The organism is Microbacterium sp. AG790, from assembly GCF_003634765.1.
GTDB lineage: Bacteria > Actinomycetota > Actinomycetes > Actinomycetales > Microbacteriaceae > Microbacterium.
In genome coordinates this window covers 150,260-173,844 of record NZ_RBWZ01000006.1, presented here as the reverse complement: position 1 = coordinate 173,844, position 23,585 = coordinate 150,260, and the positions used below count along the sequence as shown (strand labels likewise).

General features: G+C 69.3%; 23 protein-coding genes. 10 read left to right on the top strand and 13 right to left on the bottom strand.

All coding sequences use genetic code 11. From position 1 onward, the window contains the following. The first annotated feature begins 47 nt into the window (after positions 1–47). The 5 genes from DEU37_RS01415 to DEU37_RS01395 all read left to right on the top strand — a co-directional run bounded on the left by DEU37_RS01415 (position 48) and on the right by DEU37_RS01395 (position 6,225). A complete protein-coding gene (locus DEU37_RS01415; protein WP_121188919.1) occupies positions 48–1,094 on the top strand; it encodes an agmatine/peptidylarginine deiminase in 1,047 nt (348 codons plus the stop codon). Next, entirely contained in the window at positions 1,091–2,803 is a 1,713-nt protein-coding gene (locus tag DEU37_RS01410) for an amidase (protein WP_121188918.1), read from the top strand. The genes DEU37_RS01415 and DEU37_RS01410 overlap by 4 nt, the downstream gene beginning before the upstream one ends. Further along, the gene (locus tag DEU37_RS01405; protein ID WP_121188917.1) at positions 2,800–4,176 is read left to right on the top strand and encodes an aminotransferase class V-fold PLP-dependent enzyme; all 1,377 of its coding nucleotides are present in this window, start codon (positions 2,800–2,802) and stop codon (positions 4,174–4,176) included. The genes DEU37_RS01410 and DEU37_RS01405 overlap by 4 nt, the downstream gene beginning before the upstream one ends. Before the next feature lie 187 nt (positions 4,177–4,363). Then, complete coding sequence (locus DEU37_RS01400) at positions 4,364–4,846, top strand: Lrp/AsnC family transcriptional regulator (protein WP_016464144.1); 483 nt, start codon at positions 4,364–4,366, stop codon at positions 4,844–4,846. After that, positions 4,843–6,225, top strand: coding sequence for an aspartate aminotransferase family protein (locus DEU37_RS01395; protein ID WP_016464143.1), 1,383 nt, complete (start codon positions 4,843–4,845; stop codon positions 6,223–6,225). The genes DEU37_RS01400 and DEU37_RS01395 overlap by 4 nt, the downstream gene beginning before the upstream one ends. 87 nt (positions 6,226–6,312) lie before the next feature. Here DEU37_RS01395 and ald read toward each other — a convergent pair whose 3' ends face one another. Then, complete coding sequence (gene ald / locus DEU37_RS01390) at positions 6,313–7,386, bottom strand: alanine dehydrogenase (RefSeq protein ID WP_121188916.1); 1,074 nt, start codon at positions 7,384–7,386, stop codon at positions 6,313–6,315. Between the two features lie 141 nt (positions 7,387–7,527). On the opposite strand from ald, the gene DEU37_RS01385 reads away from it, so the two are divergent. From DEU37_RS01385 to ppsA, 4 genes are all read left to right on the top strand, one after another. Further along, positions 7,528–8,001, top strand: a complete 474-nt coding sequence (locus DEU37_RS01385) for an Lrp/AsnC family transcriptional regulator (protein WP_231477218.1) — start codon at positions 7,528–7,530, stop codon at positions 7,999–8,001. 220 nt (positions 8,002–8,221) lie between these two features. Next, the gene (locus DEU37_RS01380) at positions 8,222–9,580 is read left to right on the top strand and encodes an APC family permease (protein ID WP_121188915.1); all 1,359 of its coding nucleotides are present in this window, start codon (positions 8,222–8,224) and stop codon (positions 9,578–9,580) included. A gap of 211 nt (positions 9,581–9,791) precedes the next feature. After that, positions 9,792–10,604 carry a pyruvate, water dikinase regulatory protein gene (locus DEU37_RS01375; protein ID WP_036285625.1) on the top strand — a complete coding sequence of 271 codons (813 nt, stop codon included), beginning with the start codon at positions 9,792–9,794 and terminating at the stop codon, positions 10,602–10,604. Between the two features lie 63 nt (positions 10,605–10,667). Continuing rightward, complete coding sequence (ppsA, locus tag DEU37_RS01370; protein ID WP_121188914.1) at positions 10,668–13,100, top strand: phosphoenolpyruvate synthase; 2,433 nt, start codon at positions 10,668–10,670, stop codon at positions 13,098–13,100. On the opposite strand, the gene DEU37_RS01365 is transcribed toward ppsA, so the two are convergent. From DEU37_RS01365 to DEU37_RS01350, 4 genes are all read right to left on the bottom strand, one after another. Beyond that, entirely contained in the window at positions 13,040–13,798 is a 759-nt protein-coding gene (locus DEU37_RS01365; protein WP_121188913.1) for an MBL fold metallo-hydrolase, read from the bottom strand. The genes ppsA and DEU37_RS01365 overlap by 61 nt on opposite strands. Before the next feature lie 158 nt (positions 13,799–13,956). Continuing rightward, a complete protein-coding gene (locus tag DEU37_RS01360) occupies positions 13,957–14,367 on the bottom strand; it encodes a GNAT family N-acetyltransferase (protein ID WP_121188912.1) in 411 nt (136 codons plus the stop codon). Next, positions 14,364–14,891, bottom strand: a complete 528-nt coding sequence (locus tag DEU37_RS01355) for a GNAT family N-acetyltransferase (RefSeq protein ID WP_121188911.1) — start codon at positions 14,889–14,891, stop codon at positions 14,364–14,366. The genes DEU37_RS01360 and DEU37_RS01355 overlap by 4 nt, the downstream gene beginning before the upstream one ends. A gap of 23 nt (positions 14,892–14,914) precedes the next feature. Then, positions 14,915–15,172, bottom strand: coding sequence for a hypothetical protein (locus tag DEU37_RS01350; protein WP_121188910.1), 258 nt, complete (start codon positions 15,170–15,172; stop codon positions 14,915–14,917). Between the two features lie 57 nt (positions 15,173–15,229). Here DEU37_RS01350 and DEU37_RS01345 point away from each other — a divergent pair, with 57 nt between their 5' ends. Then, positions 15,230–15,775: a ribonuclease H gene (locus tag DEU37_RS01345; protein ID WP_121188909.1), complete on the top strand. Its 546-nt coding sequence runs from the start codon at positions 15,230–15,232 to the stop codon at positions 15,773–15,775. Here DEU37_RS01345 and DEU37_RS01340 read toward each other — a convergent pair. From DEU37_RS01340 to DEU37_RS01305, 8 genes are all read right to left on the bottom strand, one after another. Then, positions 15,772–16,134 (bottom strand): VOC family protein, encoded by a 363-nt coding sequence (locus DEU37_RS01340; RefSeq protein WP_016464131.1) that lies wholly within the window; start codon positions 16,132–16,134, stop codon positions 15,772–15,774. The two genes, DEU37_RS01345 and DEU37_RS01340, sit on opposite strands and share 4 nt — an antisense overlap. Positions 16,135–16,325: 191 nt before the next feature. After that, complete coding sequence (locus DEU37_RS01335; protein ID WP_121188908.1) at positions 16,326–16,814, bottom strand: NUDIX domain-containing protein; 489 nt, start codon at positions 16,812–16,814, stop codon at positions 16,326–16,328. Between the two features lie 34 nt (positions 16,815–16,848). Next, positions 16,849–17,862: an aldo/keto reductase family protein gene (locus DEU37_RS01330; protein ID WP_121188907.1), complete on the bottom strand. Its 1,014-nt coding sequence runs from the start codon at positions 17,860–17,862 to the stop codon at positions 16,849–16,851. A gap of 224 nt (positions 17,863–18,086) precedes the next feature. Next, complete coding sequence (rlmN, locus tag DEU37_RS01325; RefSeq protein ID WP_121188906.1) at positions 18,087–19,319, bottom strand: 23S rRNA (adenine(2503)-C(2))-methyltransferase RlmN; 1,233 nt, start codon at positions 19,317–19,319, stop codon at positions 18,087–18,089. After that, on the bottom strand, positions 19,316–20,323 hold the full coding sequence (locus DEU37_RS01320) for a family 43 glycosylhydrolase (protein WP_121188905.1): 1,008 nt from the start codon (positions 20,321–20,323) through the stop codon (positions 19,316–19,318). Before DEU37_RS01320 ends, rlmN begins: the two co-directional genes overlap by 4 nt. A gap of 6 nt (positions 20,324–20,329) precedes the next feature. After that, positions 20,330–21,259, bottom strand: a complete 930-nt coding sequence (locus tag DEU37_RS01315) for a carbohydrate ABC transporter permease (protein ID WP_121188904.1) — start codon at positions 21,257–21,259, stop codon at positions 20,330–20,332. 3 nt (positions 21,260–21,262) lie between these two features. Next, positions 21,263–22,204, bottom strand: coding sequence for a carbohydrate ABC transporter permease (locus tag DEU37_RS01310; RefSeq protein WP_121188903.1), 942 nt, complete (start codon positions 22,202–22,204; stop codon positions 21,263–21,265). A 61-nt stretch (positions 22,205–22,265) separates the two neighbouring features. Next, positions 22,266–23,561: an extracellular solute-binding protein gene (locus DEU37_RS01305; protein ID WP_121188902.1), complete on the bottom strand. Its 1,296-nt coding sequence runs from the start codon at positions 23,559–23,561 to the stop codon at positions 22,266–22,268. Positions 23,562–23,585: the final 24 nt, after the last annotated feature.

Below are 23,585 nucleotides of genomic sequence, written 5' to 3'. Positions count from 1 at the left end.
TGTGATCAATAAGCTACTCCAGGACCGCACGAGAGTCGAGGATGCCGATGAGCTGGCGGATGCCGAGCGAGACCGCGCCGCACGCGCGCACGTGGATGGCCTTCCCCGTGGAGGGACCAACCCTGGGCGACACCGACGCCGAGCGCGAAGAGGGCTACGCGGCGTGGACGGAGGTCGCCGCGGCCATCGCCCGCTTCGAGCCGGTGACGATGGTCGTCGATCCGTCCGAGCTCGCGCGCGCCCGGAGGATGCTGCCGGGTGACGTCACGGTCCTGGAAGCGCCCGTCGACGAGTTCTGGATGCGCGACCACGGCCCGACGTTCGTGATCGACGACGAGCGCCCCGGCGTCCTCGGCGCGGTCGACTGGATCTTCAACGGCTGGGGCGCACACGACTGGGCACGCTGGGAACGCTCCGCCGAGCACGCCCGCATCGTCGCGGCCGAGGTCGGCGCGGAACTCATCTCCTCGACCCTGGTCGCCGAAGGCGGCGGCTTCCACGTCGACGGCGAGGGCACGGTGCTGCTGACCGACACGGTGCAGCTCGACCCGCGGCGCAACCCCTACGCCGATCGCGCGCGCGTCGAAGCGGAGCTCGCCCGCACCCTCGGCACGACGACGGCGATCTGGCTGCCGCGCGGCCTCACCCGCGACTACGACGATTTCGGCACGAACGGCCACGTCGACATCGTCGCGACCTTCCCCTCCCCCGGTCGCGTGCTCCTGCACACGCAGCGCGACGCGGCGCACCCCGACCACGCCGTCAGTGCCGCGCTCCGCGAGCTGCTCGCCACTCAGACCGACGCCGCCGGACGCCGTCTCGAGGTCGTCGAGCTGCCCGCGCCGGCGACCCTGCGCGACGGCGAGGGCTTCGTCGACTGGAGCTACGTCAACCACCTCGTCGTGGGCGGCGGCGTCATCGCCTGCGGCTTCGGCGAGGACAAAGCGGATGCCGAGGCCCGCGCGATCCTCGCCGACGCCTACCCGGGGCGCGAGATCGTCACGGTCGACGCCCGCCCGATCTTCGCGCGCGGCGGCGGCATCCACTGCATCACGCAGCAGCAGCCGGCCCTGCCGCGCGGGGTGACCTCGTGATCGACGTCGTCGACGCCTCGATCGCCGAGCTGCGCGCCGCCCTCGACGACGGGCGTGCGACGGCCGTCGAACTCATCGAGGCCTACCTCGCGCGCATCGATGCCTACGACGGACCCGCCACCGCGACCGCCCTGAACGCGGTCGTCGTCCGCAACCCCGACGCGCTCGCGGAAGCCGCGGCATCCGACGAGCGTCGCGCCCGCGGCAAGACTCTCTCACCCCTGGACGGCATCCCCTACACGGCGAAGGACAGCTACCTCGTGCGGGGACTCACCGCCGCGGCGGGCTCCCCCGCCTTCGCCGAACTGGTCGCCCAGCGCGACGCGTTCACGATCGAGCGCCTGCGGGCGGGTGGGGCGATCTGCCTGGGACTCACGAACATGCCACCGATGGCCAACGGCGGCATGCAGCGCGGCGTCTACGGACGGGCGGAGAGCCCGTACGGCGCCGACTGGCTGACCGCGCCGTTCGGCTCCGGATCGTCGAACGGGTCGGGCACGGCGACGGCGGCATCCTTCGCGGCGTTCGGACTCGGCGAGGAGACGTGGTCGAGCGGCCGCGGGCCCGCGAGCAACAACGCGCTGTGCGCCTACACGCCCTCGCGCGGCGTCATCTCCACGCGCGGCAACTGGCCGCTCGTGCCCACGATGGACGTCGTCGTCCCCCACACCCGGACGATGGCCGACCTGCTCGAAGTGCTCGACGTGATCGTCGCGGACGACCCCGACACCCGCGGCGACTTCTGGCGCACACAGCCGTGGATCCCGCTGCCGGCGCCGTCCGCCGTGCGCCCGGACGACTACCGTGCGCTCGGCGCGGGCGCGTCGGTGGCGGGCCTGCGCCTCGGCATCCCCCGGATGTACATCAACGCCGACCCGAATGCCGGAACCTCCCCCGCCCCGGGCATCGGCGGCCCGACCGGCCAGCGCATCCAGACCCGCGCGTCGATCATCGCGCTGTGGGAGCAGACGCGGGCGTCCCTCGAGGCGGCGGGCGCCGAGGTCGTCGAGGTGGACTTCCCCGTGGTCAGCACCTACGAGGGCGACCGGCCGGAAGCACCGACCATCGCGACGCGCGGATTCGTCTCGCCCGCCTACCTGCGGCGCGAGATCGTCGACCTGTCGGCGTGGGCGTGGGAGGACTTCCTCGCCGCGAACGGCGACCCCGCTCTGTCCTCGCTCACGAACGTCGACGGCGCACGGATCTTCCCGCACCCCGAGGGGGCGCTCCCCGACCGCTACACCGGGTTCGACGACGACATCGCGACCTACCCCGACTGGGTGCGGGAGAACCCCGGAATGACCTGGCGCGACATGCCGGAGCTCGAAGAGGGGCTGAGGGGCCTGGAGCGCACCCGGCGGGTCGACCTGGAGGAATGGATGGCCGGCCTCGGGCTCGACGCGGTCGTCTTCCCCGCCGTCGCCGACGTCGGACCCGCCGACATGGACGTGAACCCGGCCTCCGCCGAGCTCGGCTGGCGCAACGGCGTCTGGGTCGCGAACGGCAACCTCGCCATCCGTCACCTCGGCATCCCGACCGTGACGGTGCCGATGGGGCTCATGGACGACATCCGGATGCCGATCGGCCTCACGATCGCGGGACGCGCGGGCGACGACGTCGCACTCCTGCGCCTCGGCTGCGCGATCGAGACGCTCACCCCCGAACGACCGGTGCCGCCGCGCACCCCCGCACTGAAGGACCGCACATGACCGACGCCGCCCGCATGCACGATGTCACCCCCGAGACGCGCCGCATCGTCGACCTCGTGCTCGACTACTCCCGCGAACGCCTGCTCGCGCAGGACACGCCGCTCGACAAGCCGCTGCCCGCCGCCGAGCTCAGCCGACTGGCGGGGCGGACGATCTCCGAAGAGGGGGTCGGCGCCGAGCGCGCACTCGGGGTGTTCACGCACGTCCTGGCCCCGGCCTGCATCACGACCGACGACCCGCGGTATCTCTCCTTCATCCCGACCGCGCCCACGAAGGCGGCGGCGGCGTTCGACCTCGTCGTGTCGGCGAGCGCACTCTACGGCGGCTCCTGGCTGGAGGGCGCCGGCGCCGTGCACGCCGAGAACGAGGTGCTGCGCTGGCTCGCCGACGAGTTCGGTCTGCCGGCGAGCGCGGGCGGCGTCTTCGTGCAGGGCGGCACGCTCGGCAACCTCTCCGCCCTTGTCGCCGCGCGGGAAGCGGCGCGCGCGCACCGCGCCGACACCGGCGCCGCCGCGCCGACCCGCTGGGCGGTCGTCTGCAGTTCGCAGGCGCACTCCTCGATCGCCTCGGCGGCGCGGGTCATGGACGTCGATGTCATCACGGTGCCCACGGATGCCGACGGGGTGCTGCGCGGCGACGCCGTCGCGGAGGTGCTCGCCGACGTGCACGAGCGGGTGTTCGCCGTCGTCGCGACCGCCGGCTCGACCAACTTCGGCATCGTGGACGACATCGCCGGCGTCGCGGCGGCAGCCCACGCCCACGACATCTGGCTGCACGTCGACGGCGCCTACGGCCTCGCCGGCATACTGTCACCCCTCGCCCGTCACCTGTACGCCGGCGTCGAGCAGGCCGACTCGGTGATCGTCGATCCGCACAAGTGGCTGTTCGCCCCCTTCGACGCCTGCGCTCTCATCTACCGCGACCCCGAGCAGGGCCGGCGTGCGCACACGCAGCACGCGGAGTACCTCGACACCCTGACCGACCGCTCCGACTACAGCCCGTCCGACTACGCGGCCCACCTCACCCGCCGCGCCCGGGGACTCCCGCTGTGGTTCTCGCTCGCCACCCACGGCGCGGCCGCCTACCGCGAGGCGGTCAGCGCCTCGATCGTGCTCGCCCGGCGGATCGCCGACGAGATCGCGGCTCGGCCCGGGTTCTCCCTCGTGCGCGAGCCGCAACTGGGCGTCGTCGTGTTCGAGCGCGACGGCTGGACGCGCGCCGACTACGAGGCGTGGTCGCAGCGCCTGCTCGACGTGCAGCACGCCTTCGTCACGCCGTCGAGCCACGAGGGCCGCGCGAACGCCCGGTTCGCGATCCTGAACCCCCGCACCACGTTCGAGGACCTCACCGGCATCCTCGACACCATGCGCTGACCGGGCGGCCGCAACGGATGCGGCGGACGTCAACGGATGCGGCGGCGGCGGCTGACGGCATCCGATTCTGCTGCACGTTTCCGAATCCAGTGAGGTCGGAGGGGCGGGGCGCGGCGGGCAGGCGTCCGTCGCGAACTTCTGATTCAGTCTTGATTATTCACTGCGGCGATTGATATCGTCGCCGATCATGCCCCAAACGACGGAAACCGCGCCCTCGCGTCGACAGACCCTGGATGCCGCGTCCAAAGCGATCATCGAGCAGCTGCAAGAGGACGGGCGCCGACCGTACGCCGAGATCGCGAAGGCCGTCGGTCTCAGCGAAGCAGCGACGCGTCAGCGCGTGCAGAAGCTCGTCGACCAGGGCGTGATGCAGATCGTCGCCGTCACCGACCCACTCCAGCTCGGCTTCGCCCGTCAGGCGATGATCGGCATCCGCATCGCCGGCGACACCCGCGGCATCGCCGCGCAGTTGTCGACCCTGCCGGGGATCAGCTACGTGGTGTCGACGGCGGGATCGTTCGATCTGCTCGTCGAGGTCGTCTGCGAGAACGACGACGACCTCATGGACCTGCTCAACGAGCAGATCCGCGCCCTTCCCGAGGTGGTCTCGACCGAGACCTTCGTCTACCTCAAACTCCACCGTCAGCTCTACAACTGGGGGACACGATGACCATCGACGACGCCGACCTGCAGGCCAAGGCCCGCGACCACCTCTGGATGCACTTCGCACGCCAGTCGGTGATGACCGAGGGCCCCGGAGTGCCCATCATCGTCAAGGGCGAGGGCCACCACATCTGGGACTCGCGCGGCAAGCGCTACATCGACGGGCTCGCCGGCCTGTTCGTCGTCAACGCCGGCCACGGCCGCCGCCGCATCGCCCAGGCCGCCGCGAAGCAGGCGGAGGAGCTCGCCTTCTTCCCGCTCTGGTCGTACGCCCACCCGTCGGGCATCGAAGCCGCCGACCGTATCGCGAACCTCGCACCGGGAGACCTCAACCACGTCTTCTTCTCCACCGGCGGCGGCGAGGCGGTCGAGACCGCGTTCAAGCTCGCCAAGCACTACTGGAAGCTGCAGGGAAAGCCCACCAAGCACAAGGTCATCTCCCGGGCGATCGCGTACCACGGGACGACGCAGGGCGCCCTCGCGATCACCGGCCTGCCGGTCATGAAGCACATGTTCGAGCCGGTCACCCCGGGCGGCTTCCGCGTGCCGAACACCAACTACTACCGCGCCGCGGAGTCCGGCTTCGGCGGCGGCACGCCGGAGGAGTTCGGCCTGTGGGCCGCCGACCGCATCGAGCAGATGATCCAGTTCGAGGGACCCGAAACGGTCGCCGCCGTCTTCCTCGAGCCCGTGCAGAACGCCGGCGGCTGCTTCCCCGCCCCGGCCGGCTACTTCCAGCGGGTGCGCGAGATCTGCGACCGCTACGACGTGCTGCTCGTCTCTGACGAGGTGATCTGCGCCTTCGGACGCCTCGGCCACTACTTCGGGGCTCAGGCCTACGACTACCAGCCCGACATGATCACGTTCGCGAAGGCCGTCACCAGCGGCTACGCGCCGCTGGGCGGCACGATCGTGAACGACCGCGTCTACGAGCCCTTCGCGCACGGTGACCTGTCGTTCCCGCACGGCTACACCTTCGGCGGACACCCCGTCTCGGCGGCCGTCGCGCTGGAGAACCTCGATGTGTTCGAGGAGGAGAAGCTGCTGGAGAACGTGCGCGAGAACTCGCCCGTGTTCCGCGCGACGCTCGAGAAGCTGCTCGACCTGCCCATCGTCGGCGATGTGCGCGGCGACGGGTACTTCTTCGGCATCGAGCTGGTCAAAGACAAGGCCACGAAGGAGACCTTCGACGACGACGAGTCCGAGCGGCTGCTGCGCGGCTTCCTCTCCAAGGCGCTGTTCGACGCGGGGCTCTACTGCCGCGCCGACGACCGCGGCGACCCCGTGATCCAGCTCGCCCCGCCGCTCACCATCGGCCCGGCCGAGTTCGACGAGATCGAGCAGATCCTGCGCTCCGTGCTCACGGAGGCCTGGGCCCGGCTCTGACCCGGATCACGAGCTCCGCAGAATGCGACGAACTCCGCATCCGATCGCGTGATCGGATGCGGAGTTCGTTCGTATCTGCGGCGTTCGTCAGGCCAGGATGCGGGTGTCGATCACCTCGCCGCCGCGGATCGACAGGCCCGCCGCCAGCGAGGCGTCAGCGGCGAGCGCGGCGTCGGTGCCGAGGTCGGCGAGCGCGAGCGTGTAGCGCAGCGTCGCGTTCGTGAGCGCAAGGGTCGAGGTCAGCGGCACGGCCCCGGGCATGTTGGCGACGGCGTAGTAGATCGCATCGTGCACCCGGTAGGTCGGGTCGGTGTGCGTGGTCGCGTGCGTGCCCTCGAAGCAGCCGCCCTGATCGACCGCGATGTCCACGAGCACCGAGCCCGGGCGCATCCGCTCCACCATGTCGAGCGTGACGAGCTTGGGCGCCGCCGCGCCCGGCACCAGCACCGAGCCGATGACGAGGTCGGCATCGGCGACGAGGTCGGCGATGGTCGAACGGGTCGACACCCGCGTGTCCACACGGCCGTCGAAACGCTCGTCGAGGCGGCGCAGCTGCGGGATCGACAGGTCGACGATCGTGACGTGTGCCCCCAGTCCCACGGCCATCTGCGCGGCGTGGGTGCCGGCGACGCCGCCGCCGATCACGACGACCCGCCCGCGCGGGGTGCCGGGGACGCCTCCGAGCAGGATGCCGCGGCCACCGGCCGGGCCCAGCAGCTGCTGCGCACCGACCTGCACCGACAGTCGCCCGGCGATCTCGCTCATGGGCGCGAGCAGGGGCAGCGAACGGTCGGGCAGTTGCACGGTCTCGTACGCGATCGCGGTGGTGCCGGCATCAAGGAGCGCCTGCGTGAGCGCCGGGGCGGCGGCCAGGTGCAGGTAGGTGAACAGCGTCAGGTCCTTACGGAGGAAGCCGTACTCCGGTGCGATGGGCTCCTTGACCTTGACGAGCAGGTCGGCGGCGCCCCAGACGTCGGCGGCCTCGGAGACGATCTCGGCTCCCGCGGCACGGTAGGCGTCGTCGCTGAAGCCCGACCCGACGCCGGCGCCGCTCTGGATGAGCACACGGTGACCGTGCGCCGAGAGCTCGTCGACGCCGGTGGGCGTCATGCCGACGCGGCGCTCGCTGTCTTTGATCTCTGCGGGAACACCGATGATCATGGGCGGGACTCCTTCAAAATGGTCCGCGGAAAGGGGAGTGGAGCGGTGCAGCGCGATCACGATGTCAGCCCGCTCGATGCACGACAAGAGCATCCGAAGATTCAGTGAAATCAGTCACTCCGATCGAACTATGCTCGGCACATGGCCGCTTCTTCCGCAGATACGTCGATGGATGCCGCTGATCTCCGACTCATCGACGAGTTGCGCAGCGACGCCCGCCAGCCGCTGAGCCGCCTCGCCGCGACGCTGGGATTGGCGGCATCCACCGTGCACGCGCGCATCTCGCGGCTCGTCTCCCGCGGGGTGATCCGCCGCTTCACGGTCGACGTGGACCCCGCCGCGCTGGGCTATCGCACCGAGGCGCTCGTCTCGGTGCGGATCCGCCCCGGGGCGCGCGCGCAGCTGACCCGGTTCGCCGAGGAGCTGCGCACCCACCCCGACGTCGCCCAGTACTTCTACGTCGCCGGCGCTGAGGACTTCGTGATCCACTTCCGCGGGCGCGACAGCGCCGACCTGCGCTCCTTCGTCACCGACCACCTCTCCACGCACTCGATCGTCGCGGCGACCAACACGAGCCTCATCTTCGAGCGCACGGACGGGCTGCGCGGGGTCTGAGCCCGCACCCTTCGTCCGCGAACGGACGATCCTCGGTCGAATCGTCCGAACATGGCGCCGACGCGTCATCAGCGGTGACGGCGACGCTACACAAACGAAACAGGCCGACCCTAGTATTTCGAGCACCCGAAACACCTCATCATCAGGAGGAATCACGAACGAGTCACTCGCCGCCACGTCGGCATCCTCTCGCTCCGCCACCCTTGCCCGTTCGCTGGGGGTGTGGTCGATCGTCGGCCTCGGCCTCGGCTACATGACACCCACGGTCGTGTTCGACACCTTCGGCAACGTCGCCGTCGAGACCAACAACGTCGTGCCCGCCGCGTACGCCCTGGCCCTCGTCGTCATGGGCTTCACGGCGATCAGCTACGGCAAGATGGTCGGGGTCATCCCGAGCGCCGGCTCCGCGTACACGTACGTCCGCGAATCGATGCACCCGAGTCTCGGGTTCCTCGTCGGCTGGACGTCACTCATCGACTACCTGCTGCTGCCGATGGTCAACGCTCTGATCCTCCGCAGCTACATGGAGGCGCTCTTCCCCGACATCCCCGGCTGGGTGTGGGTCGTGAGCTTCACCGCGGCCGTCACCGGGATCATCTACCTGACGATGCGCGGCACCTCCAACGTCAACATGATCCTGCTGATCTTCTCGATCGTCGTCATGGCGGTGTTCGTCGTCATGGTCATCGTGCAGCTGGTGCAGGGCGCTGGCGCGGGCACGGTCGCCTCGGTGCAGCCGTTCTTCCACCCGGAGGTCGAGTTCGGCGCGGTGCTGGCCGGCGCGACCATCGTCTGCTTCTCGTTCATCGGCTTCGACGCCGTCACGATGTACGCGGAGGAGGCGAAGAACCCGAAGACCATGCCGCGCGCCATCCTGCTGACGGTGCTGGTCGGCGGCGCGATTTTCCTCGTCGCGGCCTACTTCACGCAGCTGCGCTTCCCGTCCAGCGACGCGTTCCCGCCCGAGGCGATCGCCGACTCGACGCTGCCGGAGATCGGCTCGCAGGTGGGCGGCATCGTGTTGCAGTCGGTGCTGACGGCGGCGGGTTTCGCCGCCACGCTGGCGTCGTGGCTCGCCTCGCACGCGTCGGTCGCCCGCATGCTGCTGGTGATGGGCCGCAACGGCGTGCTGCCGAAGCGTTTCTTCGGCTACATCAGCCCGCGCACCCACACGCCGGCGTTCACGGTGGTGCTGGTCGGCATCGTGAGCCTGGCGGCCATCGCGTTCACGCTCGATCAGATCGTCGACTACATCAACTACGGCGCCCTCATCGCGTTCACGTTCGTGAACATCTCGGTGATCGCCTGGTTCGCCGTTCGCCAGGGACGTCGTCGCACCCCGCGCGACATCTTCAACTACATCGTGATGCCCGCGATCGGCATGGCGCTCACGGGACTGTTGTGGGTCAACCTCGACGACCACGCGCTCACCGTCGGCCTCATCTGGACCGGCCTCGGGCTCGTGTACCTCGTCATCCTCACCCGCGGCTTCCGTCGCCCCGTGGTGTCGTTCGATGAGAACCAGCCGGTCACCGGCTTCAACAAGATCGTCGAGCCGGGGCCGCGCTCTCAGATCTGAGTGCACGTCCCGCCGCGCCGGGAAGGGGGCGGATGCCGCAGGGATTGCGGCATCCGCCCCTCTTCTTTTCTGCCACAGCGTCAAGAATGACCATTCTTTCGCGCTGATACGCGCAGAGGTATGCCGCATCTTTCGTAGTCTCGGAGCAATCGGTCATGGGACCGACCCCCGATCCGCCGTCGGGGACCGCCGAGACGACGAGGAGGGCCGTGTGACGACGCCCCGTGCCGCCTACTTCGTCTCCGACTCGACGGGCATCACCGCGGAGACGCTGGGCCGCGCCCTGCTTGTCAACTTCCCGGGCGTCTCCTTCCGCCATCACACCGTGCCGTTCGTCGACTCGGCCGAGGGTGCGGCCGCGGTCGCCCGCGAGATCGACAGGGCAGCGGATGCCGGGATGCAGCCCATCGTGTTCCACACCGTGCGCTCGCCCGCGGTCGCACGCACGCTCGGTGGTGCTCGCGCCACCCACATCGACCTCCTGAGCGGCCATCTCACCGAGCTCGAGGCGGCGCTCGGCACGACGGCATCCGAACAGCTCGGCTCGTTCCACACCGTCGGCGACACCGAGCAGTACTTCGCGCGGATGCGCGCGGTCGAGTACGCCATCGAGCACGACGACGGGCAGAGCATGCGCGCCCTCGATCAGGCCGACGTGCTGATCGTCGCACCATCGCGCTGCGGCAAGACGCCGACGACCATGTACCTGGCGCTGCAGTACGGACTGCTCGTGGCGAACTACCCGCTGACGGACGACGACTTTCCCACCGAGGGACTGCCGCGAGCGATCGCCCCCTACGCGGCGCGCTGCTTCGGGCTGACCACGACGCCGCTGCGACTCAGCCAGGTGCGCCACGAGCGCAGGCCCGACTCGACGTACGCGAGCCTCGCGCAGTGCACCCTCGAGCTGCGCCGCGCCGAAGACCTCTACCGGCGCACCCACATCCCGTTCGTGAACTCGTCGACCAAGAGCGTCGAGGAGATGTCAGCGGTGATCATGCAGTCCCTCAAGCTCCGCACCTGACTCTTCCGCTTCCCCTTCCACCGCACACACCGCGCACACCGCACCCACCGAAAGGCTCGACACATGAGCAGCATCCTCTGGTTCGATCAGCTCGGCATGGCCGACCTCCCCGCCGTGGGCGGCAAGAACGCGTCTCTGGGCGAGATGGTGTCGCACCTGTCCGCCGCCGGCGTGAGCGTTCCCGGCGGCTTCGCCACGACCGCCGACGCCTATCGTGAGTTCCTCGCCGAAGGAGGGCTGCGCGAGCGCATCGCGGCGGCGATCGCCGAGGTCGACGTGGAGGATGTCGCGGCCCTCACCCACGCCGGCACGCAGATCCGGGCGTGGGTGGAGGAGCAGCCCTTCCCCGCGGAACTGGAGTCCTCGATCCGCACCGCGTACGAGCGGCTGACGGCGGAGCACCCCGGCGCCTCGTTCGCGGTGCGCTCCTCGGCGACCGCCGAGGACCTCCCCGACGCCTCCTTCGCCGGCCAGCAGGAGACCTTCCTCAACGTCGCGGGCATCGACAACGTGCTCGCCGCCATCCGTTCGGTGTTCGCGTCGCTGTACAACGACCGCGCCATCGCGTACCGCGCCCACCACGGGTTCGACCACGACGAGGTGGCCCTGTCGGCCGGCATCCAGAAGATGGTGCGCTCCGACGTGGGCGCGGCGGGCGTCATGTTCACCGTCGACACCGAGTCGGGATTCGAGAATGCCGTGTTCATCACGAGCTCGTACGGACTGGGCGAGGCCGTCGTGCAGGGCGCGGTCAACCCCGACGAGTTCTACGTCTCGAAGGTGGCCCTGCGCGCAGGGCGCCCGGCGGTGCTGAAGCGCTCGGTCGGCGAGAAGGCCATCGCGATGCGCTACACCGATGCCCGTGAAGCGGGCGCGTCGACCAGGTTCGAGGATGTCCCGGCATCCGAGCGCCGAAGGTTCTCGATCGACGACGCCGACCTGGTCGAGCTCGCACGCCAGGCGCTGATCATCGAGGAGCACTACGGCCGGCCGATGGACATCGAGTGGGGCAAGGACGGCATCGATGGACGGCTCTACATCCTGCAGGCCAGGCCCGAGACGGTCGTCTCACGGGTGGAGGCCGGGGTCATCCGCCGCTTCGTGCTGGGCGCGCGCGGCGAGGTCGCGACGGCCGGACGGGCGATCGGTCAGCGCATCGGCGCCGGACCCGCGCGGGTGCTGCGCAGTCTCGACCAGATGGCCGAGTTCCAGCCGGGCGAGGTGCTCGTCGCCGACATGACCGATCCCGACTGGGAGCCGATCATGAAGCGCGCGAGCGCGATCGTCACCAACCGCGGCGGGCGGACGTGCCACGCGGCGATCATCGCACGCGAGCTCGGCATCCCCGCCGTCGTCGGCACGGGCGATGCCACGGCCATCGTGACCGACGGCGACGAGGTGACCGTGTCGTGCGCGGAGGGCGACACCGGGTTCGTCTACCGCGGCATCCTGCCCTTCGAGGAGGAGGTCACGCGGCTGGACTCGATGCCGGAGGCGCCGGTGAAGATCATGATGAACGTCGGCACGCCCGACCAGGCCTTCTCGTTCTCGCGGCTGCCTCACCGCGGTGTGGGGCTGGCGCGGCTGGAGTTCATCATCAACCGGCAGATCGGCATCCACCCGCGGGCGCTGCTGGAGTTCGACGCACTGGAGGGCGAGCTGCGCGGCCGTGTGGCCGACGCGACGGCCGCCTACGACGCGCCGCGCGACTTCTTCGTGCGCCGAGTGGCGGAGGGCGTGTCGATGATCGCGGCGGCGTTCTGGCCGGAGCCGGTGATCGTGCGACTCAGCGACTTCAAGTCGAACGAGTACGCCAACCTCGTCGGCGGCGAGCTGTACGAGCCGCACGAGGAGAACCCGATGCTGGGCTACCGCGGCGCGTCACGGTACATCTCCCCCGACTTCCGCGCGTGCTTCGACATGGAGTGCGAGGCGCTGCGGTTCGTGCGCGACGAGATGGGCTTCACGAACGTGCAGGTGATGGTGCCGTTCGTTCGCACCGTCGGCGAGGGCCATGCGGTCGTCGAGCTGCTCGCCGAGAACGGCCTGCGCCGCGGCGAGAACGACCTCAAGGTCATCATGATGTGCGAGCTGCCGTCGAACGCGCTGCTCGCGGATCAGTTCCTGCAGTTCTTCGACGGGTTCTCGATCGGCTCGAACGACATGACCCAGCTGACCCTCGGGCTCGATCGCGACTCGGGACTGGTGGCATCGACGTTCGACGAGCGCGATCCGGCCGTGCTGCGCCTGCTGTCGATGGCGATCGCCGCCTGCCGCGCGGCGGGCAAATACGTCGGCATCTGCGGGCAGGGACCGTCGGATCATCCCGATCTGGCCGAGTGGCTCGTCGCGGAGGGCATCGAGTCGGTGTCGCTCAACCCCGACACCGTCGTCGAGACGTGGCTGCGGTTGTCGAAGGCCGGCGCGACGTCGGGTCAGAGCGCCAGCGGCACGCCCGCCACCGGCACGAGCAGCCTGTCGGCGAGTCCCGCGTAGGCGAACTCGCGCTCGAGGCGCTCACGCGTCTCGGTGAAGTGGTGCCACCCCTCGGCGTGCACCGGAACGATGATCGCCTCCCCCAGCGCCCGCGCCGCCTCCACGGCGGTGCGGGCGTTGAGGGTGAGGTCGCCGTCGCCGAAGCGGCCCACGTTGGCGGCGCCGGTGAACAGGACGGCGATGTCGATCGTGCCGATGCGTTCGACGATCTCGGCGACGAGCGCGGTGTCGGCATTGTCGCCGGAAACGTAGACGACCGGGTGACCGGGGGCGCGCAGGACGAACCCCGTGACCGGTCCCGACAGTTCCTCGGCACCCTCGGGCCCGTGCAGGGCGGGGACGGCGGTGATCTCGACGTCGCCGACGGTCGAGGTCTGCCACGACTCGAGGCCGTGGACGCCCGGGATGCGGGCCGACGCCGCGGGCGTGGACAGCACGGCACCGGCGCCCGGGAGGAAGGCGCGACCCGCGGCATCCAGGTTGTCGGGATGCTGATCGTGCGAGAGCAGCACGACGTCGATGTCGCCGACCTCGTCGGGGCCGAGGGCCGGACCCGTGAGTTTGTGGAGCGTCACCGATCCCGAAGGATAGTCACCCGGCTCGTCGAACGTCGGATCCGTGAGCAGGCGGATGCCGGCGTACTCGAGAATCGCGGTGGGTCCGCCGACGAGAGTGAGCGCAGGGCGCGGAGTGGTCATGGTGCCATTCTCGTCGCCCCGACGCGCCCCCAGGCCCGACGAACTCCGCAGATTGTGACGTACTCCGCACCCGATCACCCCGATGGATGCGGAGTTCATCGATTTCTGCGGAGTTCGTGCGCCGCGATCCTGCGGGAACAACCCGCTCAACGCACGGATCAGCCGCCGAGGACCATCATCCGCTCGGGATGCGGCAGCGGCACGAAACCGACCTTCTCGTAGACGCAGTGAGCGTCGGCGGTCGCGAGCATGGTCCGCTTCAGTCCCCACGGCCGAACCGTGGCCGCGATCGTCTCGGCCAGCAGCGTACCGACGCCCACGCCGCGCGCGGAAGGCGTGACGAACACGTCGCACACCCAGGCGAACGTGGCCCGATCGGTCACGACGCGCGCATAGCCGACGAGCATGCCGTCGGCATCCAACGCCCCGAAGTTCAGCGACGCCCGGGCGGCGCGTTCGACGAGCTCACGGCTGCGCCCGAGCGCCCAATACGCCTCCTCCGACAGCCAGCGGTGGACGATGTCCAGATCGATTTCGTCCAGCTCCGTCGTCACGCGCATAGCGGTCATGCCGTCGCCCCTTCGGCGGCGGGCCGAACCCGATACTTGAAACCCACGTGCGACCCGACGAAACCGATGCGCTCGTAAAACCGGTGCGCGTCGACACGTGCGGCATCCGACGTGAGCTGCACGAGGTCCGCACCGAGGTCGACGGCGGCGCGCTCGGTGACCCACTGCATCATCGCTCCGGCACCTCGCTGCGCGCTGGCGACCCGCACGGCTTCGACGAGGAGGCGGGTGCTGCCCCGGCGCGCCATGCCGGGGATGAGCGTGAGCTGAAGCGTTCCCACGACGGCTCCGTGCGCGTCCACAGCCACGACGAGGTCGTTGGCGGCATCGGCGATGATCCGTTCGAGCGCGGCGGCATACACCGGCCCGTCGCTGTCATCGGCGATATCACCACGGCTCGCACTGATCGGGTCGTCGGAGAGCAGCTCCATGAGCCGTCGCACGTCGTCCGTGCGCGCCCGTCGAATCGTGATCTCGTCGGCGGATGCCGCGACAACCACCGGCACGTTGAGACGCTCGAGCATGCACTCATTATCGGGGCGACCGCCTACTCCACGATGACCCAACCGAACGTCTCCCGGAAGTCGTCGAAGCACGCCGGGCAGACCCAGGTCCGGTTGTCGTCCGCGATGACCCATGCCTCCGAGAAATCGGCCTGGCCGGTCTCATCGTCAGAGATCTCCGCCCAGCAGAACTCGCAGTGGTCATGATCCCCACCGGGCCGAGAGGGAACCCACGGCGCGAGGCGCAGGGGCCGGCCGAGGAGATAGGCCTCCTGTCCCGTCAGCCGCCAGTCCTCGCCCACGCGATCACCCTACGTCCCGCGGCATCCGTCGCCGGCCCCATCGAGTAGCGTCGAACGGTGACTTCCGCGACCGACCCGACCGACACGTACACCGTGGCCACCGACGGCGCCTGCAAGGGCAACCCGGGACCGACCGGCTGGGCGTGGGTCGGCGAGGACGGACATTGGGCGGCCGGTGCGATCCCGAGCGGCACCAACAACATCGGCGAGCTCATGGGCCTGCTGAAGGCGATCGAAGACCACGCCGACGTCGCACACCTCGTCGTGCAGGCCGACTCGAAGTACGCGATCGACACGTACTCCTCCTGGATGGACGGGCACCGCCGGCGCGGCTGGAAGACCTCGACCGGCGCCCCCACCAAGAACCGCGACCTCCTCGAGCAGCTGATCGAGGTGCGCGACGCCCGGCGTGCAGCGGGCCTGCCCGACGTCGTGCTCGAGCACGTCCGCGGCCACCAGGGGCACGTGCTCAACGAGTGGGCCGACGAACGTGCCGTCCGCGGTGCCGAGCACGCCGCGAAGGGCACGGCGAGTGCCTGGTCGTCGCTGGGCGGGCTGCACCCTCAGCTCGATGTCTCCGCGGCGCCGAAGAAGAAGCGCTAGTCCTCGGTCGTCCCCTCGAACAGGCCGATGTGGTTGCCGTCGGGGTCGACGATCACGGCCCACCAGCTCTTCGCGGTGATCGGCTCTTTGCCCATGGCGACGGTCCCGCCCGCCGCCTTCGCCGTCGCGATCGTGTCGTCGATCGAATCGACCTCGACGTACGAACGCGGCTGGGTGAACCCGTCGCTGCGCGGGGCGAGCCCGCCACCGCTGATGCCGTTGGGCGCCGACCACATCGGGTAGCCCTCGAAGCCCGGCGGCTCCGCGATCTGCCAGCCGAACAGCTCGGAATAGAACGCCGCGGCCTGCGCCAGATCCGCGACCGGGATGTCGATGTGCGTGATGTCGCCGTGTGCCATGAGGACCCCTTCCATCGCGCACAGTCTTCGCCGCCTGTGGCGCGGGCGCAAGAGGTCGCCGCACCGGCGCATGTGGCCGCTCGCGTTCCGCACCGCCGCGGTTCACAACTCCGGAAATGCGGGGCTCCAGGGTGACCTCACCGTCCCGACACGTTTGCGGCACCGCGAAACTCCGGAGTTATGAACACCGGTCAGCCGAGAAGCCCCCCGAGGGCGTCGAGCGCCGGTCGCTGACCGGCCACCACGCGCCGACGGGCGTCGGCCAGCGGCATCCACTCGACACGATCGACCTCCGGGAAACACTGGCGACGCCCCGACCGCGGCGGCCACTCCATCTCGAACTCGCCGAACACGAGCGCGGCGCGGTCGGCATCGGAGGTCAGGAATCCGGTGCCGTCGCCGCAGAACACCGTGACGGTCTTGGCCCCCGAGGAGTACGCGAACGTGCCGAGCTCGACGTACGGCACATCGGGAGGGGCGACACCGAGCTCTTCGCGGAACTCGCGCGCCGCGGCATCCCACGCCGCCTCCTGCGACGGGTCGAACTCGCCCTTCGGGATCGACCAGGCGCCCTCGTCTTTGCGCGCCCAGAACGGACCGCCCATATGTGCGACGAGCGCCGACACCGTGCCGTCCGGATCGATCCGGTACAGCAGGATGCCGGCGCTCGTCGTGGCCATGCGCGTCAGCCGCCGCGTCTCACCGTGAGACGGCTCAGAGCGGACGCGAAGTGGGCGAGACCTTGTAGGTTTCCTCGGGGTCGGTGACCGCGGCGGGCGCCAGAGCCTCATCGATCGCCGACATCACCTCGGCGTCGAGCACGACGCCGGACGCCTTGACGGAGTCCTCGAGCTGCTCGGGACGCGAGGCTCCCACGAGGGCGGCCGAAACGTTCGGGTTCTGCAGCACCCACGCGATCGCCAGCTGCGGCATGGTGAGGCCCGCCTGCTCGGCGATCGGCTTGAGCTTCTGCACGGCGGCGAGCGTCTCGTCCAGCAGGAAGCGCTTGATGAAGTTCGCCCCGCTCTTCTCGTCGGTCGCACGCGAGCCGGCGGGCACGGGCTGACCGGGCAGGTACTTGCCGCTCAGCACGCCCTGCGCCATCGGCGACCAGACGATCTGCGAGATGCCGAGCTCCTCCGAGGTCGGCACGACCTTGCCCTCGATGACGCGCCACAGCGCCGAGTACTGCGGCTGGTTGCTCACGAGCTGGAACTTCAGCTCCTTGGCGAGAGCGGCGCCCTCGCGCAGCTGTTCGGCCGTCCACTCGCTGACGCCGATGTAGAGCGCCTTGCCCTGGCGGACGATGTCGGCGAAGGCCTGCATCGTCTCTTCGAGCGGGGTCTCGTAGTCGTAGCGGTGCGCCTGGTACAGGTCGACGTAGTCGACGTTCAGGCGGCGCAGCGACCCGTGGATGCCGTCGAAGATGTGCTTGCGCGAGAGACCCTGGTCGTTCGGTCCCTTCTTGCCGATGGGCCAGTAGACCTTCGTGAAGACCTCGTAGTCGGTGCGCTCGAGGCCCTTGAGCGCCTCCCCGAGCACGACCTCGGCGGCCGTGTTGGCGTAGGTGTCGGCGGTGTCGAACGACGTGATGCCGAGATCCAGCGCCTTGTGCACGGTGGCGATGGCGGCGTCGTTCTCCACCTGGGAGGCGTGGGTCACCCAGTTGCCGTAGGTGATCTCCGAAACCTTGAATCCGCTGTTGCCGAGATAGCGATAGTTGACCATTCCTCCACGCTACTGCCGCCGCCTATGGGCGGGGTCAGGCTTGACAGGATGGTGCGGTCTCGGCATCAGCCGCCCGCGTGGGCGCCATCCCCCGCCCCTTCGAACCGAACTGCAAGGGATGCCGGGCGACACGCCGCTACTGGCCACCCCGCACCGGCGTGTCGGGCAGCAGGCCTTGCAGTTCCGGCAGCGCGAGGGCAGCGCGCGCGGCGCGACCCGCCGGTTCAGTCGACGGGCACGGATGCCGCGACGGCGCGGTCTTCCTCGGTGGCGACGAGCTGGCCGCAGGCCCCGTCGATCTCCTTGCCGCGGGTGTCGCGGAGGGTGGTGGGGATGCCGGCCTCGTTGAGGCGGCGCACGAACTCGCGCTGCACATCCTTGTCGGACGCGGTCCACACCGAGCCGGGCGTCGGGTTCAGCGGAATCGGGTTCACGTGCACCCAGCCGCGGCCGCGCTCGTTGAGCTTGGTGGCGAGCAGATCGGCGCGCCACGCGTGGTCGTTCATGTCCTTGATGAGCGCGTATTCGATCGAGACCCGGCGACCCGTCTTCTCGAAGTAGCCGCGCGCGGCATCCAACGCCTCGTCGACCTTCCAGCGCGAGTTGATCGGGATCATCTCGTCGCGAAGCTGATCGTCGGGAGCGTGGAGAGACAGCGCGAACGTCACCGGGATGTCCTCGGCGGCGAGCTTGTTGATCGCCGGCACGAGGCCCACGGTCGACACCGTGACGCCGCGCGCGCTCATCCCGAGCCCGTGATCCTTGTCGACCATCGTGCGGACGGCCTGCATCACCCGGTTGTAGTTGGCGAGCGGCTCCCCCATGCCCATGAACACGATGTTCGTGACGCGCTCGTCGGCGTGCTCGGCGGGGCCCAGCTCACCGGCGCGGATCGCGGCGTTGGCACGGACGACCTGCTCGATGATCTCCGCAGCCGACATGTTGCGGGTGAGCCCCGCCTGACCGGTCGCGCAGAACGGGCAGTTCATGCCGCAGCCGGCCTGGCTCGACACGCACAGCGTGATGCGGCCGGGGTAACGCATGAGCACCGACTCGACGAGGGCGCCGTCGTGCAGCTTCCAGAGGAACTTGATCGTGTCGCCGCGATCGGTCTCCAGCCGTCGCACCTCGGTGAGCAGATGCGGCAGCAGCCCCGTGACGAACTCCTCCCGACCGGATGCCGGCAGGTCGGTCATCGCGGCGGCATCCGACGTGTAGTGCTGGAAGTAGTGCTTCTCGACCTGCTTCGCCCGGAACCCCGGAAGCCCCAGCTCCTTGACCTTCTCGACGCGCTGCTCGGGCGTCAAGTCCGCCAGGTGCACCGGCGGCATCTCCCGCTTGGGCGCGGCGAACTGCAGCAGCGGTTTGCCGTCGGCGTCGAGCCGCTGGGTCCAGCCCTCCGCGCGCGGGCGCACCTGACGGGGACGGGTGGTGCGCACGGGGCTGGGCTCGGTCATGACTCCAGGGTACCGAGGCCGCCTGGATGCGCGGCGGGAGGAGCCGCGACCCCGGCATGTGCGAGCACCGTGAGGCGGCCATCGACCCAGCCGACGGGCATGGGATCGGTGATCCCGCCTACGAACGCCCCGTGCTCGTCGAGGTTGCGGAACGCGAACAGCAGCCACTGGCCGTCGTCGCGCCGTCGGAGCAGCCGCCCAACGTAGAGGCTCTCGTCGGTGACGGGGTAGGCCGCCTCGACGTCGAACGGTCCGAGCACGCTCGCCGCGGGAACCGCCCACGTGCCGCCGCGCTCGACGGCGCGGGCGGGCATCGCGTGCTCCGCAAGGCAGGAGAACAGCAGCACGGGCCATCCGTCGACGACCTCGACCTGCATGACCTCGAGCTGCCCGAAGCCCCGCTCGCTGGGCGCCGACAGCGGCGGCCGCAGCTCCCACGACTTCAGATCGGGCGACCAGCCGTGGCCGATGACGCCGCGGCCGAAGGCCGGCCCCTCGGGCGCGCGGGCGGTCACGAGCATGTGCCAGCCGTCGCCGTCGGGGTCGGCGAACACCCACGGGTCGCGGAAGGCCTCGTCGTGCCAGCCGCCGTTCTCGAGGGTCTCGTACCAGGGCCCGGATGCCGAGAGCAGCGGCCCCGGCGCCTTCGTCCACACCAGGAGGTCGGGCGAGGTCGCGCAGCCGATCCGCTGCACGTTCTTGCCGTCGGCGGCCAGCGACGAGCCCGTGTAGAAGAGGTACCAGAGCCCGTCGTCGCCGCGGACGGTCGAGCCGGTCCAGGTCGCGAGATCGTCGAAGCTGCCCGCCTCGCCGCGGACGATGGCGTCGGCCACCGGCGTCCACGTCACGAGGTCGTCGGACACGGCGTGACCGACCGAGGCCCGGTAGTGGCGCGCGTCCGGGTCGTGGAGGGCGCGCGAGGCGTAGAGGAAGAAGAGGTGGTAGGTCTCGCCGTCGTCGGCGAACCAGTAGTCCCACACCCAGGAGGAGGAGAGGTCGAACATAGCTGCTTAGCCCTTCACGCCGCTGGCCGCGATGCTGCTGACGAACGCGCGCTGGAAGATGAGGAACACGATGAGGACGGGAAGGGTGATCAGCGAGGTGTACGCCATCACCTCTCCCCACGCCGTGTTCAGTTGGAAGAAGTACTGCATCCCGACCATGACGGGCCGCAGCCCCTCCTTCTGCACCACCATGAGCGGCCAGAGGTACTGGTTCCAGGCGGGGAGGAACGTGAGGATCGCGACGGTCGCGAACGCCGGCCCCGACAGCGGCACGATGATGCGGCGGTAGATGGTGAACCAGCTCGCTCCGTCGATGCGCGCCGCCTCGTCCAAGGATGCCGGGATGGTCGAGAAATACTGCGCGAACAGGAAGATCGAGAACGCGTTGGCGATGAACGGCACGATCTGCACCTGATAGGTGTTCAGCCACCCGAAGTCGTACTTCAGCACGCCGCCCTCCATGACGAGGGTCGGCAGCTGGGAGACCCAGTAGACCATCGGGACGGCGATCGTCTCGAACGGGACGATCAGCGTCGCGATGATCAGCGCCATCACGACGAGGCGTCCCTTCCACCGCAGGCGCGACAGGGCGAAGCCCGCCATCGAGTTGACGATGAGGCCGAGCCCGACGGTCAGCACGGTGACGAGCACCGAGTTGAACATGAACTGGGCGACGGGGACGCGGTCGAACACGCCGAAGTAGTTGTCGAGGCTGATGTCGCCGACGGGCAGGAACGCCGCGGGCGAGTTCACGTCGCGGAGGATCTGGGCGTCGGGCTTGAGGCTCGAGACGAACATGAACACGAGCGGGAACAGGAACAGGATGCCGAAGGCGCTCATCACGACGTACGTGAGAATCCGGCCGATGCGGCGACGACGGCTCTCGCTGGCGTCCTTGCGGGCGACGTAGCGCGCGGGGGTGAGGGTGGCGGTCATGACTCAGTCCTTGTCTCGCGTCAATCGGCGCTGGACGAGCGCGATGATCAGTACCGCGACGAAGAAGATCAGAGAGATGGCGGCGGCGTAGCCGATCTCCTGCTGCTGGTAGCCCTTGCGGACGGCGTGGTAGACGATCGTGGAGGTCGACCCGGTCGGCCCGCCCTGCGTCATGACGTCGACCTGCACGAACAGTCCGAGGGCTGCGATCGTGATCGTGACGAGCACGAAGACCATGGTGGGGCGAAGGCCCGGCCAGGTGACGCTCGTGAACTGGCGCCAAGGGCTCGCGCCGTCCATCTTCGCGGCCTCGTAGAGCTCCTCCGGGATGGTCTGCAGACCGGACAGCCAGATGATCATGTGGAAGCCCACCGCCTGCCAGATCGACAGCACGATGATCGCCGGCAACGCGGTCGCGGGGTTGTTGAGCCAGTCGACGCTCTGCCACGCGCCGAAGGTGAGCGTGTCGATGAACGAGTTGATGAGCCCGTCCTTCTGGTACATGAACTTCCAGAGGATCGACACGACCACGATCGAGGTCACGACGGGGATGAAGAAGATCACGCGGAACGCGGTGACGCCGCGCATCCGGCGGTTGACGAGGACGGCGAGCAGGAGGCCGAGGCCCGCCTGGACGGGCACCACGACGAGCGCGAACAGAAAGGTGTTCCAGGCCGACTGGAGGAACATCGGGTCAGCGCCGAAGGCACGGGCGAAGTTGTCCAGCCCGACGAAGCGCGGCGGGTTCGGCGAGATGAGGCGCGCGTTCGTGAACGAGAGCCCGAAGGCGAGCAGCACGGGGATGACGAGGAACAGGACGAGGAGGATGCCGGCCGGGGCGATCATCGCCAGGCCCGCCCAGGTCTCGCGTCCGCGGATGGAGCGGAAGCGGCTCAGGGCACGGCGCGGCTTCTCGGCCACGGCGGTGGCAGGGGTGACAGTCATGGTGACTCTTTCGAGGTCGTCGAGCGGAGCGGGTGGGACGTGACGCCCCACCCGCTCAGGCTCACTTGGTGAAGCCGTATCCGTCGTTGGACGAGATGTTGGCGTCGATCTCGCTGACCGCCTGGTCGAGCGAGGTCTTGACGTCGGCGCCGTTCATGATGTCTTTCGCGGCAGTCTCGAACGTCGTGGAGATCACGGCATAGGCCGGCGTCTCAGGCCGCAGCACCGCGAACTTCTGCGAGAGCTCGACGAACGGGCGCAGCACGCCCTTGTCGTTGAAGTACTTCGATGCCTGCGCCGCGGAGTCGGTCGCCGGGATCACGATCTGCTGGTCGGCGAACTGGGTGATGTACTTGTCCTGGAAGCTGAACTCGAGGTACTTGCGAGCTCCGTCGGCGTCATTGCACCCCTTGGAGATGGCCCACTGCCACGAACCGCCGCCGATCTTCGGGCCGGTGCCCAGATCCGGCGGAGGCAGGATCGCGAGGTCATCGCCGACCGCGTCCACCGACGCCAGCGCGTTCCAGACGCCCGTGTAGCTGAGCGCGACCTTGTTGTCGACGAACTCCTGGTTTCCCACCGTGCCGTTCGCGTTGGCGTAGCCGTCCTTGAAGAGGTTCTGGAACCACGTGCCCCAGGCGACGGCGTCGGCGCCGTTGAGCGCACCGTCGGCGGTGAGCATCGTCTTGCGGTCGATGAGGTCGCCGCCGAAGCTCTGCAGGAACGGCGAGTAGGCGTACGGCCACCACTCGCCCTTGTCCTCGGCGCCGATGTCGATCGGCGTGTCGTAGCCGGCGGCCTTGAGGGTCGAGAGCACGGAGCCGAACTCGTCCTTCGTCCAGGGCTTGTCGACGGTGGGGATGCGGATGTTGTTCTTCTCCAGCACCGACTTCCGGGCGAAGATCGACAGCGCGGCATCCCAGTAGCCGGCGGAGTAGATCTGCCCGTCCCACTTCCCGACGGCGGTCGGCAGCAGGGCGTCGGTGATCTTGGTGTCGATGCCGAGCGGCTGCAGGTAGCCGGCCCACGCCCAGTTGGGCATGATCGGCCCGTCGAGGTCGAGCAGGCAGGGCAGGTCTCCGGATGCCGCGGCAGCGACGACGGCGTCGTTGTAGGCACCCTGCGGGAAGGACTCCTCGACGACTTCGTACTGGTCCTGCGACGCGTTGAAGTCGGAGATGATCTGCTGGTAGACGGCGAGCTCGGCGGGGTTTCCGGCCGAGTGCGTCCACATCGTCAGCTTGGTACGACCGTCCGCGGTCGTGCTGTCACCTTTGCCGGCCTGACCGCAGCCGGTCAGTGCCAGCACCCCGACGAGCCCCGCCGCAGCGAGGACCGACACGGATGTGCGCTTCATTGTGATTTCCTTGTCTCGTGATCG

What these genes read in the sequence shown, in the direction of transcription:
- DEU37_RS01415 (WP_121188919.1), top strand. Translation starts at nt 48, where the DNA reads ATGAGCTGGCGGATGCCGAGCGAGACCGCGCCGCACGCGCGCACGTGG.
- DEU37_RS01405 (WP_121188917.1), top strand. Translation starts at nt 2,800, where the DNA reads ATGACCGACGCCGCCCGCATGCACGATGTCACCCCCGAGACGCGCCGC.
- DEU37_RS01400 (WP_016464144.1), top strand. Translation starts at nt 4,364, where the DNA reads ATGCCCCAAACGACGGAAACCGCGCCCTCGCGTCGACAGACCCTGGAT.
- DEU37_RS01395 (WP_016464143.1), top strand. Translation starts at nt 4,843, where the DNA reads ATGACCATCGACGACGCCGACCTGCAGGCCAAGGCCCGCGACCACCTC.
- ald (WP_121188916.1), bottom strand. Translation starts at nt 7,386, where the DNA reads ATGATCATCGGTGTTCCCGCAGAGATCAAAGACAGCGAGCGCCGCGTC.
- DEU37_RS01385 (WP_231477218.1), top strand. Translation starts at nt 7,528, where the DNA reads ATGGCCGCTTCTTCCGCAGATACGTCGATGGATGCCGCTGATCTCCGA.
- ppsA (WP_121188914.1), top strand. Translation starts at nt 10,668, where the DNA reads ATGAGCAGCATCCTCTGGTTCGATCAGCTCGGCATGGCCGACCTCCCC.
- DEU37_RS01365 (WP_121188913.1), bottom strand. Translation starts at nt 13,798, where the DNA reads ATGACCACTCCGCGCCCTGCGCTCACTCTCGTCGGCGGACCCACCGCG.
- DEU37_RS01360 (WP_121188912.1), bottom strand. Translation starts at nt 14,367, where the DNA reads ATGACCGCTATGCGCGTGACGACGGAGCTGGACGAAATCGATCTGGAC.
- DEU37_RS01355 (WP_121188911.1), bottom strand. Translation starts at nt 14,891, where the DNA reads ATGCTCGAGCGTCTCAACGTGCCGGTGGTTGTCGCGGCATCCGCCGAC.
- DEU37_RS01340 (WP_016464131.1), bottom strand. Translation starts at nt 16,134, where the DNA reads ATGGCACACGGCGACATCACGCACATCGACATCCCGGTCGCGGATCTG.
- DEU37_RS01335 (WP_121188908.1), bottom strand. Translation starts at nt 16,814, where the DNA reads ATGGCCACGACGAGCGCCGGCATCCTGCTGTACCGGATCGATCCGGAC.
- DEU37_RS01330 (WP_121188907.1), bottom strand. Translation starts at nt 17,862, where the DNA reads ATGGTCAACTATCGCTATCTCGGCAACAGCGGATTCAAGGTTTCGGAG.
- rlmN (WP_121188906.1), bottom strand. Translation starts at nt 19,319, where the DNA reads ATGACCGAGCCCAGCCCCGTGCGCACCACCCGTCCCCGTCAGGTGCGC.
- DEU37_RS01320 (WP_121188905.1), bottom strand. Translation starts at nt 20,323, where the DNA reads ATGTTCGACCTCTCCTCCTCCTGGGTGTGGGACTACTGGTTCGCCGAC.
- DEU37_RS01315 (WP_121188904.1), bottom strand. Translation starts at nt 21,259, where the DNA reads ATGACCGCCACCCTCACCCCCGCGCGCTACGTCGCCCGCAAGGACGCC.
- DEU37_RS01310 (WP_121188903.1), bottom strand. Translation starts at nt 22,204, where the DNA reads ATGACTGTCACCCCTGCCACCGCCGTGGCCGAGAAGCCGCGCCGTGCC.
- DEU37_RS01305 (WP_121188902.1), bottom strand. Translation starts at nt 23,561, where the DNA reads ATGAAGCGCACATCCGTGTCGGTCCTCGCTGCGGCGGGGCTCGTCGGG.